Annotated in this window: 8 protein-coding genes and 1 tRNA gene; 2 read left to right on the top strand and 7 right to left on the bottom strand. The window is 44.5% G+C overall.

Annotated elements, in window-relative coordinates; genetic code table 11:
- Positions 1 to 746: 746 nt before the first annotated feature.
- The 6 genes from TPSD3_RS05260 to TPSD3_RS05235 all read right to left on the bottom strand — a co-directional run bounded on the left by TPSD3_RS05260 (position 747) and on the right by TPSD3_RS05235 (position 8,465).
- Positions 747 to 2,285, bottom strand: coding sequence for a hypothetical protein (locus tag TPSD3_RS05260; protein WP_086487539.1), 1,539 nt, complete (start codon positions 2,283 to 2,285; stop codon positions 747 to 749).
- Between the two features lie 38 nt (positions 2,286 to 2,323).
- Positions 2,324 to 3,547: a glycosyltransferase gene (locus TPSD3_RS05255; RefSeq protein WP_086487538.1), complete on the bottom strand. Its 1,224-nt coding sequence runs from the start codon at positions 3,545 to 3,547 to the stop codon at positions 2,324 to 2,326.
- A gap of 30 nt (positions 3,548 to 3,577) precedes the next feature.
- The gene (locus TPSD3_RS05250; protein ID WP_140048487.1) at positions 3,578 to 4,774 is read right to left on the bottom strand and encodes a glycosyltransferase; all 1,197 of its coding nucleotides are present in this window, start codon (positions 4,772 to 4,774) and stop codon (positions 3,578 to 3,580) included.
- 32 nt (positions 4,775 to 4,806) lie between these two features.
- Positions 4,807 to 5,079: a hypothetical protein gene (locus TPSD3_RS05245; RefSeq protein ID WP_086487536.1), complete on the bottom strand. Its 273-nt coding sequence runs from the start codon at positions 5,077 to 5,079 to the stop codon at positions 4,807 to 4,809.
- 177 nt (positions 5,080 to 5,256) lie between these two features.
- On the bottom strand, positions 5,257 to 6,210 hold the full coding sequence (rluC, locus tag TPSD3_RS05240) for a 23S rRNA pseudouridine(955/2504/2580) synthase RluC (protein WP_086487535.1): 954 nt from the start codon (positions 6,208 to 6,210) through the stop codon (positions 5,257 to 5,259).
- Positions 6,211 to 6,218: 8 nt separating this feature from the next.
- On the bottom strand, positions 6,219 to 8,465 hold the full coding sequence (locus tag TPSD3_RS05235; RefSeq protein ID WP_086487534.1) for a DNA translocase FtsK: 2,247 nt from the start codon (positions 8,463 to 8,465) through the stop codon (positions 6,219 to 6,221).
- 206 nt (positions 8,466 to 8,671) lie between these two features.
- Here TPSD3_RS05235 and iscX point away from each other — a divergent pair, with 206 nt between their 5' ends.
- Positions 8,672 to 8,884 (top strand): Fe-S cluster assembly protein IscX, encoded by a 213-nt coding sequence (gene iscX, locus TPSD3_RS05230; RefSeq protein WP_086487533.1) that lies wholly within the window; start codon positions 8,672 to 8,674, stop codon positions 8,882 to 8,884.
- Positions 8,885 to 8,999: 115 nt separating this feature from the next.
- On the opposite strand, the gene TPSD3_RS05225 is transcribed toward iscX, so the two are convergent.
- A tRNA-Leu gene (locus TPSD3_RS05225) sits at positions 9,000 to 9,086 on the bottom strand.
- A 47-nt stretch (positions 9,087 to 9,133) separates the two neighbouring features.
- Here TPSD3_RS05225 and rnr point away from each other — a divergent pair.
- Complete coding sequence (gene rnr, locus TPSD3_RS05220; protein WP_086487532.1) at positions 9,134 to 11,401, top strand: ribonuclease R; 2,268 nt, start codon at positions 9,134 to 9,136, stop codon at positions 11,399 to 11,401.
- Positions 11,402 to 11,514 lie beyond the last annotated feature (113 nt).

Genomic DNA, 11,514 nt, shown 5'->3' with positions numbered 1-11,514 from the left:
GTAGAATTCTTATTTTGTCAGAATCAGAATTTACAGACACAAGAATTTTCAAAATTTATTCTTGCAAGTCGCTTATTTTAAACAGATTTTTTATTCTTTAATTCTGAAAATCATGAAATTCTGTAAATTCTGATTCTGACAGAAAAAATTTTATGAATGACTTAATTTTGGTATATCAGATTTTCAAACTGATCTGGGCTGAGGTCTTCATAATTATATTTCATGAGTGCAGTACCAAAACATTCCTATTTTATCAAACACACAATAGTCTTAAATTTTACCTTTTTCAAAATCCCTACACCACAAAGATAATTTTCCAACAAAACGAACCAATGGCACAATTTAGAAAATTGGGGGTAGGGTAAAAAATTTAAATTACTCATTTCACTACTTGACTAGGACTACTGAATTTTTATTCAATAGCACCTATACCAAAATTAAGTCATTCATAAAATCTTTCTGTCAGAATCAGAATTTACAGAATTTTAGGATTTTCAGAATTAAAGAATAAAAAACCTATTGAAAATAAAAGACTTGCAAGAGTCAATTTTGAAAATTCTTGTGTCTGTAAATTCTGATTCAGACAAAATAAAGGTTTTATAAATCACATCATCTTGCTATATCTTTCCGTCCTTCAGGGCGGAAAGATAGGCTCAGTCGGCACAGCAGAGATAAAGGTGTCTTCACTAGATGGGGAGCTTGTCGATAGTGTCTTGTTGTAACAACTTAACTTCCCGGCACCAACATCACCCCCGCAGGACAAATCGCCCCCGGCCCCCCACCAAAGGCCCATCAGCTTGCTGCTCAGTTGACGTTAATTCACAGCGGGCATTGACCACTTCGTAACCGTGACCACATTGAATTTCAGTCCCTTCAGGCAGTTTAGTTGGATCAGGTATGTTACACGCCATGCCCTCAACGACTTGGGGATCAAGCACTCCGCCCTCCATAAACGCCATCAAACCGGGAAAACCCACCGGAGAACGAGAAGTTCGCAGATTTTTGCCATTGAAAAAGCCTAACATTTGCAAACCATCCACTTGCATCCATGAAAACTCATTGCCCGTAGGCGAAGCAAACATCACATAACGTTCGGTTGTTTTGGCTTCAACATCCGGATAAGTGGTGACTCCCAAACAATCAGGATTGACAGAATAAACGCCATGGGCATATTCAGTTTTTTTAGTAATATTATTAACGTACATCAGAGACACATTACCCTGACCATCAAAATACTCAAAACCCGTCTCAATCCACATTACACCGCGTTTAATCCCCTTACCCGCATAAGAATAAACGCCATTTAAAGTGGCTACAGAACACCCCGCATCAGGCATTTTTGTCAGACGATATTCCCGTCCACCGAAAGATTGCAGCGGCGTTTCCCCCACAGACAAGTAATAAAACTCATCCCCAGAAACTGGCACAAACATCGAAAATGACCCCCCATTAGGATAAGTCACCGTACCTTGACAATCTTCATCCACTTGATAAGTGGCATAATTGCGGTAAGTGGCGCGGTCAATATTATTCACAGAGAAACTGTCCATATTCCCCTGACCATCAAACACATCAAAACCCACTTCCACATAGTCTTTCAAATACGCACCGTGCTTTGTCAACCCACTGACGGTATAAGCATAAATTCCCTTGAGAACGCTGTTATTACACGTTTCATTATCATCCATCAGCATATCCACGTAACCATCTGCATTGGCATCCCCTTCAAGCAGACCATCACCGTCAATGTCTTCACTGTCCACAATGTCCTTATTCGCACTGATTTTCAAACGAACACCGCCCAACAAAGCACCATGACCCCCAAACCAGTCAGAAACTTTGGTGGCATCGCCACTAGGCTTAACCAACACCAAACTAAATTGATAAACCCCCGGCGGCAACACCGTTATGTCCACCGTATCTTCAAACACACGTCCCTTTGACGGCACAGGAAAAGCCGTCACAACGCTGTCAGCCACATCACCCGTTTGCATGTGTAACAGCAATTGCAATTCGGCTTTGCCCTCAAAAAAAGGCGGCAAACTGGCTGGCAAATCAATATCAATGTAAATGGGATCGCCATTGTAATAAATATGCTGATTCGTCAGAATTAAACCATCACGGGCATTGGGTTTACCTAATGCGTCGTTAAATGTTTTCATTATAAAATCAACATCTTGTTCAGGAGTGGATGGGTCATTAGCCCACAGTGGCGTGCTGGCAATCGACAAGGCCAACGCAACGGATAAAGACCGTTTTTTTAACAGAGAGGTGGTGTTTTTCATAGGTATCCTTTGGAAAAATAGCGGGGGTAAAAATAAACTTACAACCAAGACTCAATCCATTCACACGCCACTGTTGCGCCCTCTTCAGCGCGGATTTTTTCCCCTAAAATACGGGCATGTTGTCGAGTTTGTTCGTTTAACACTTTGCGCTCTAAAATTCGCGCCAAACTGTCGGCAGTGATCTGATGGGGATGGGCGGCAGCACCGACTTGTAATTTTAAAATTCGGGTGGCATTAAAAAACTGATCATTCCCAAGCGGCTCAATTAACATCGGACAATCATGCCGCAACGCCCGCGCCAACGTGCCAACCCCGCCATGATGAATAATGGCGGCCGTGCGCGGCAATAACCAATCTTGGGGTAAAAAATCAACAAACTGCACCTGCTTTGGATCACAGTCATCTGGCAAAAAATCCGCGTGAAAATTGGCACATCCCCGTTGTACCACCAAACGCAGTCCCAATTGCGCCGCAGCCCGCACATGCAGGGCTAAAACCTGGCGCGGATTCACCACAGGAATACTGCTAAAACTGAGATACAACGGAGGATCGCCCGCTTCCATAAAACGACGCAATGCTTCATCGGGCTGCCACCGTTGCCAAGCAGGAGACGCATAAAACCAAAAACCACACGCCTGATAATGCGCATAACTGGGCGCAGTCGGCGCAAAATAAGCACTGGCACCCAACAATGACCGCGGATTTTTCTCGGCATCTAACCCATTCATCGGTGGCACAATCCCGTTTTGTTCACACATTGTATTTAACGCAGGCATGAACCAGTCACGCAATACTTGAGTATTGCTAACTTCTTGTGCATTGGGTTCAAGACATTGGAATTTGGGCGTGACTGAAGCCGCAATCCATGGCAACTTGATTTTTTGCGCCAACAATGTCCCAAATAAATGCCGTTGAAAACCACAAATCAGCAAATCCGCACCCGCACACGCCACTTCTAACTCGTTCAAAATCACAGGCATTTCATTCAAAATTCGCTGCTGCATGATGGCAACTTGTTGCGCGATAGGAACAGAGGGAGCTTGCCATTCATCCCAATCTAACGCACGAGAGCGAGCGGTTTCTTCCGTGAGTTCTGTGCCACACGCATACGTTGCCAAACCCAATTCACTGGCATAACCGAGCATAGACGGCCGCAACGCCATTCGTACTTGATGCCCACGTTGCTGCAAACGCTCGCCTAAGGCAACATAGGGTAAATGATCACCCAGCGTGCCAGTGCTAGAAATCACAAGAGTTGCCATGTGGCGAGCCTTTATTGTGAGTAGAAAAAATTAGCAAAACCAGCTTTCAATCCGTTCACAAGCCATTTGTAAACCGTTTTCAGCATTAATTTTAACTGCTAAATCTTGTACCTGAGCGCGGCAATGCGGCGTAAGCACTTTTTGTTCTAATAATCGAATTAAGCCATTAACGGTTATTTTATGCGGATGAGCGGCAGCACCGATGCCATGTGCGACGACTTGGCGCGCATTAAAAAATTGATCGTTGCCATAAGGTTCTACCAACATGGGACAACTTTGGCGTATCGCGTTGGCAATTGTACCAATACCGCCGTGATGAATCACGGCCGCCGCACGGGAAAATAACCACGGATGCGGCAAAAAATCGCTAAAAAATACCGCGTTATTATCGCAATCATCAGGCAATAAATCCGCGTGAAAATTCGCCCAACCGCGTTGCACAATTAAACCCCGTCCCAATTGCGCCGCCGCACGAACATGCAAGGCCAGCACTTCGGCAGGATGTTGCAACGGTAAACTGCTAAACGACAACACCAACGGTTCAGGATAACGCTGTAAAAAAGCGTACAAATCGGCATGATCTTGTGTTTTCTGATGCAAGTCATCGTAAAACCAAAAGCCTGTTTGCGTATAAAACGCATGTACCGCACTGACTTGGGAAAAATGAGGACTGGCAGCAAGAATGGCTTGCCTGCGTTGTGCGGGTTGCTCCCAATTCGGTGTAACACCTAATTCAGTGATGATTTCTGCTAAAGTGTGCGTCAGTGCCTCTCCCAATGCCGCACGCTCAGGCGACGGTGGCGCACAATGCAAGGCAGGCATGAGCGAAGTGGTCAACCAAGCTATCCCTGTCCGCGCCGCGGTCAAAGCCGCTAAAGTATGGCGTTGGTAAGCGCAAATCAGTACATCTGCATCCGCGCAGATTTCACACAATTGCGCAAAAGCAAGCGGAATTTCGCGCCTACAAAATGCCTGCCATTGTGGAATCTGTTCTGCTATTGAATATTGAAGCTCATCCCAATCTGTCGCTCCGCGTCGTGCTTCCGTTTCCCCCATTAAAATTCCACACGGCACAGCAGTTAACCCCGACTCAGCCGCTAAGGTGAGCATGGCAGGATTGACGGCCATACGCACTTGATGCCCCCGCGTTTGGAGCAAACGACCCAAGGCAAAATAGGGTAAATGGTCGCCTAACGTTCCTTGTGTTGCAATAACTAGAGTTGCCATGAGCGGAGTTTGAACCAAAAAACAATACAATATTAGGGAAAATGCGTGGTCAGATTGAGGACATGGAGATGCGGGCGTGTTGCTTCATTACCAGAAGAGCCAATTGCGCCGAGAAAACTGCTATAAGCAGTGTCAGTTGCAGCTTGTACCACCGGCACGTCTCCAATAAATTTGTTTTCAACCGTTAAATTAAGTGAGGGGTCAGCTTGACCGCCAATAATCTGCTCTAATTCTTCCAAAGTGAGTTCGCCATCTTCGGGCAGGTCGTTTTCAAGCGCGTTTGGTGGTGTGTTATTCGTGGTCATAAAGGGTCTCCTGAAAAACAATGGGTGGGTAAAAAAACAAAATTATTTGTAAGTAATTAAACAAAAACTTATCGAATTACCAAAGTATGATCTTAACTCACGCAAACGGTCAACCGACAGCCTTTACCAAGAAAAAATTTAACAATTTAGAATGTTTAGTTTTAACGTTATCTAACCCTACTGCAACTTATCTAAGAATTGCTGTAATTCTGGCGGTAAAGGCGCGTTAATTTCCAAATGGTACTCGCTATCAGGCAGATCGATGGTCAGCGATTGCGCGTGTAAAAACAGGCGTTTTAAGCCCAATTGACGCATTTTCTGATTAAAATCATCAATCCCATACTTTTCATCGCCCGCTAAAGGATGTCCGGCGTGAGCGGCATGGACACGAATTTGATGCGTGCGTCCGGTCAAAGGTTCTACTTGTATCCACGTGGCGTTGTGTTCGGGAAAATGGCGCAAGACTTTAAATTGACTCACCGCGGGTTTGCCGTCTTCTGTCACACGAACCATACGTTCTCCCGACTGTAACGTATTTTTTTTCAAGGGCGCATCAACCGTATGGCAGCGATTTGGCCACCGTCCTGCGGCTAAAGCAACATATTTTTTATGTAATTGTCCCGTGCGCAATTGTTCATGTAAACGTCGTAACATACTGGATCGACGCGCAATCATTAAACAACCTGACGTATCTCTGTCCAAACGATGCACCAATTCCAAATAAGGTGCATCAGGATACAATGCCCGCAAACCTTCAATGACACCGTATTGCACCCCACTGCCGCCGTGTACAGCCATGCCCGCGGGTTTATTCACGACCAATAACTGCTTATCTTCATGCAAAATGGCCGCGGACAATTGCGCCAAAATGCCCGCATGAGGCACGCTGGGCGTTTCCGTTTCCGTCATTTGCAAAGGAGGCACTCGAATTTCATCACCCATTTGCACGCGATAAGTGGGTTTAATTCGTCCTTTATTGACCCGAACTTCACCCGTGCGCAAAATGCGATAAATATGACTTTTGGGAATGTTTTTTAATTGATTTTGTAAAAAATTATCAATGCGTTGTCCGGCTTGTTCCGCGCTGACAGATAAATAATGGACTTGGGTTTTAGATAAAATAGCGGTCATTTTGACAATTATTCGGCTGATGGAATAGAAAAATAATGGGGATCGCCTGCACGTTTTCGCAGATCAGTCAGCAATTGTTCCGTTTCTTGACGGCTGACATAAGCCCCATGCAAGCGCACTGGCATCCCTGTCCCCGGACTTAAATACAACATATCCCCTTGTCCCAACAAACATTCCGCGCCTAACTGTCCCAGAATGTGGCGTGATTCTGTTTTACTCTCCACTTTTAACGCAATTCGCGTGGGAATATTCGCTTTTAATAAGCCTGTAATGACATTAATTGAAGGAAATTGTGTGGCCAGAATTAAATGCAAACCTGCGGCTCTGGCTTTTTGGGTCAATTGGCTGATTGGCTCTTCAATCGACTGATTCATTGGGGACAAGGTTAATTCAGAAATTTCAGGAATCACAATGACCAAATAAGGTAAAAAATCATCCTGTTCTTTTACACTATCTCCCTGCTCATTTGGCACTTCAGTTTGGTTGTGCAACCACACTTCATTATAACGTTCAATATTGCGCACATGATGTTTAGCCATTAAACGATAACGCCGCTCCATTTCTTTAACACACCATTGTAAAATCGGTAATAATGTCGCCACATCTTCAATTAACGGCACTAATAAATGGGGAATATCATGATAATGGCTTAAATACTGTTTCTCACCACTGAATAGAACAAAACGCAAATATTCTGGTGTATTTTTCACCAATAAACTGACTAATAAAGTGTCTAAGAAAGTATGGCATTCTTCTGCATCCACACCCGCAATGATCAAATGAGGAACACGGTTTAATTCTAATAACACCGTTTCTCCCACTGAATTCTGTCCAACCACTAATGTGGCCACAGAAGCCTGCTGCCATAATGCACTATTAAACAATTGCGCCAATGGGATAATTTGACGATTCGGATTGGGTAATTCTAAGGCGAAATGATTGGGCGCAGTTTCTATCATTTTTACCCGATTCACCGACAAAGCCGTGGCTAAATCAGGAATAAACGCATTTAATTCCGCACTATTAAATGTTGAGTCAAATTCAATTTCAAATCCCACCAATACAGGTCCCGGATGGGTCGCACGCACTTGGATAGAATGCCCCAAAGTAGAAAATGCCGATTTTAACCACTCAATCAACACACTGTCTTGCACCGCAGGGACATGCGCAGGTAAAGTCAAACCATGCGGGTCTGCCAACAGGGCTTTTTTCACAGAAACCGAAGCGATCAGCGGAGAATTTGACACTTCACCGACGGGCTTTAAAGATGCGCCATCCTCTAACATATTGATATTTTTAGTTAAAATGGGACGGCTGGCGGGTAGATCATCGGCTTCAGTTTCCATCAATTCATTTTTTTTTGCCACTCGTGTGGCTCCGGAAACTGATTTTTTTTCTGGGTTTTCGGGAGTTTTAGCCTCTTGCGGCTGTTTTTCCTGATGATCAGACAGATCGCGCTCGTCCTCTTCCCCATCGTCATACTCCCAACGATTCTGACGACGCTCTTGAAACGCCGCCCATTTCTCAACGAGAAACTGCGACACGCGAGTATAAATTAAAACAGTAACCCGGCGAATCATTAAGCCCATTTGTTTTAATTGATGTAATAACCACGGCACAAATTGATGCAACACATATTTTTCTAACACGGGCATAAAACGCAAGGTATGAAAACCTAAAGTATCCATTAATTTTAACCACGATAAACCCGTTAATAATGTCACCCCTGTAAAAAATAATGCCAATAATAATAACGTCGCCCCCAATTGACTAAAAACACCCTGCAAACTTTTCCCCACCACCATGCCTAAAATGCCCCCCGCATGGCTTGGTAATAACACCGCTTCCGAAGCAAAATGCACAATCGCTAATCCACAGCCCGCACTCAAGGTTAAAATAAAACCAATACCCGGCACCACTAAATTTTTCGGCTCGGCTAAAATATCATGGTGACGACCTTTATAAATCATCCACCCCATATAACCCACCATAATGGGAAATAAATAAGCAAAAAAACCAAATAAATAAAAGAAAATATCAGCGAATAAGGCACCAGCCACTCCGCCTTTATTACGGACTTCTTCGACTTGTCCGCTGTGCGACCAACCGGGGTCTAAAGGATAATAGGTCAATAAGCTGACAAATAGGTATAATCCCATGAAACAAAAAAAGATCAGCACAATTTCGCGCAATCCGTGGCCGATCAGTTTTTGCGTAGCGGTATTTAATTTTCGTTGACGGCGGGCTTGGCTCACGCAAAATCCTCATGATGACAGATGACAAAAGATTGAAAGTATTAAAATCCATTAACGGACTATTATCGCACAGCTTTGTATAGATTTTAATCAACACGTTAAATTTCAATGTTCAAGTGAATTGTTGCCTTGCGAAGTCTCGTAGCGGCCGCCACATTGTGCTTTTTACGATTGTGATTGTTTTTTTGAAGCGACAGGAGAATTTTATGAATACAAACGCAGGTTTAAAGTGGACAGATGTACAAGATATTGCTGTTGAATTGGCGGAACACCACCCGGAGGTTGATCCACAATACGTTAATTTTCCTGACATGCACCAGTGGATTTGTCAATTGCGCGAATTTAGCGACGACCCGCAGCGTTCCAATGAGAAAATTCTGGAAGCCATCCAAGCCGCTTGGATAGAAGAAGTCAGCTAAACGGGAGAATTCATGTTAGAATAGGCACATTACGCGCCAAAGAGAGGATGTAAAGAGAAGAAACGACGGAGAAACGTCAAAAAAAATAGCCTAAAATCATGCAGATACAAACAAATGGTGCCGAGAAAAGGACTTGAACCTTCACGGGGTTTCCCCCACTAACACCTGAAGCTAGCGCGTCTACCAATTCCGCCACCTCGGCAACAAAATGTTGAGCGAGCATGGTACATTACGAAAAATGGATTGTCAATGGTTACACGTAGAAAGAAAGAAAAATCATCCCCTAAGGCTGACTCCCCAAGCCCTGCCCGTTCGCGTCCTAAACGTAACGCGCCTGTGCTTCCCGATGTTGATCCGTTTCTCAGTCGGGAGCAGGAAAAATACGAAAAACCCATTCCCAGCCGCGAATTTATCATGATGCGTCTGGCACACGTTGGCGTGCCAATGACTTTGCCGATGATCGCCGACGACCTCAAGCTGCATGGCGAAGAACAGTTAGAAGCCCTGCGGCGACGTTTACGGGCGATGGAACGAGAAGGGCAAGTGATACGCAATAGACGCGGCGGCTATGGTTTAGCGGAGAAAATGGACTTAGTACGCGGCCGAATTATTGCGCATCCTGAAGGATTTGGCTTTTTAGTGCCAGATGATGGCAGCGATGATTTGTATTTACCCGAAGCGCAAATGCGTAGTTTATTACATGGTGATCGGGTGTTGGTGAGTCCGGCGGGCTTGGATCGGCGCGGACGACGCGAGGCCGTATTAGTCGATGTGTTGGAACGACACAATTCCGATGTCATCGGGCGTTTTTTTAATAAAGGCGGCGTTTGCTTCGTTGAACCGAATAATCGACGTTTACATCAAGATATTGTGGTGGCCACCGAAAGTTGTCGCCATGTGGAATCGGGGCAAATTGTGGTGGTGCGTTTGACCCAACAACCGACTAAAAATCGTCCCCCTTTTGGTGAAATTGTCCAAGTGGTCGGCGAACATCGTGCGCCCGGTATGGAAATTGATATTGCGATTCGCAGTCACGAATTACCTCACGAATGGCCAGAAGAGGTCTTGCAAGAATTACCCAAATTATCGTTAGACATTTCTGATACGATTCCTGATCGCTTTGTAGAAGGTCGGCCGTGTCAGCGGGAAAATATGCGTCATTTGCCGTTTGTTACGATTGATGGCGAGGATTCCAGAGATTTTGACGATGCGGTTTATTGCGAGCCGCGAGGCAAAGGCTGGCGACTTCGGGTAGCAATTGCCGATGTGTCGGCGTATGTGAAGCCCGGCACGGCCTTAGATGAACACGCAAAAAAACGGGGAAATTCGGTTTATTTTCCCAATCGCGTGATTCCGATGTTGCCTGAAATTTTGTCTAATGAGTTGTGTTCACTGAATCCACACGTGGATCGACTGGCTTTAGTGTGCGACATGCAGATTGATTGTTACGGCAATGTGCGCAAAACGCAATTTTTTGAAGCCGTCATTTGTTCATCGGCACGCCTCACTTATACCCAAGTGGCGAAAGTTTTGGCGGGAGAAACGGATCAATTTCCTTATCCTGAATTATTGCCGCATATTGATCATTTACATCAATTATTTCGCCTGTTATTAAAACGCCGTCAACGTCGCGGAGCCATTGAATTTGAAACCACAGAAACGCGGATCATTTTTGATGAGCAACAAAAGATACAAGAAATTGTTGCCGTTACGCGCAATGATGCCCACCGTTTAATTGAAGAAATGATGTTAGCGGCCAATGTGGCCACGGCGGATTTTTTAGTGGAACGGGAAATGCCGTTATTATTCCGCAATCACGAAGGGCCAAATGCGGAGAAATTAACCGATTTACGCCAATTTTTAGGGGGTTTGGCCTTGCGTTTAGCGGGAAAAGATGCGCCCACCGCGTTGCATTATGCGAAATTGGTGGAACGCATCCAAGATCGTCCTGATAAACAATTGATTCAAACGGTGTTATTACGCAGTTTACGCATGGCTTTTTACAGTCCTATTAATTTAGGTCATTTTGGTTTAGCTTATCCTGCTTATACTCATTTTACCTCGCCTATTAGACGTTATCCTGACTTATTGGTTCATCGTGCCATTAAACATTGTTTAAGAGAAAAAACGCCTGAAAAATTTAATTATGCACAACATGAATTAGAATCTTTGGGTGAACATTGTTCTATGACTGAGCGTCGGGCTGATGAGGCCACTCGTGATGCGATAGATTGGTTAAAATGTGATTTTATGCGCGATAAAGTGGGGCAAATCTACGAAGGCATGGTGTATAGCGTGACATCGTTTGGTTTGTTTGTGCAGTTGGATGGGATATTTATCGAAGGTCTGTTACATGTCACTGCGTTGCGCAATGATTACTATCACTTTGATCCTGCAAGACATTGTTTGTATGGCGAGCGGTCGGGGACAATTTACCGTCTATCGGATCGGCTTAAAGTGCGCGTTATGCGGGTGGATGTGGATGAACGTAAAATTGATTTTGAATTGGTGTCTTAATCAACAAAAGGTGATGATGATTGATAAAATCGTGTGCTAACACAGTGTAAAATTCTCTTTGCACGTCAGCCTGTTTTTAATCACTTCATTTTGCCGTAAATAATTCACTGTTG

Origin of the sequence: Thioflexithrix psekupsensis, assembly GCF_002149925.1 — a bacterium.
Taxonomy (GTDB): domain Bacteria; phylum Pseudomonadota; class Gammaproteobacteria; order Beggiatoales; family Beggiatoaceae; genus Thioflexithrix; species Thioflexithrix psekupsensis.
This window is presented reverse-complemented; position numbering and strand designations above follow the sequence as displayed.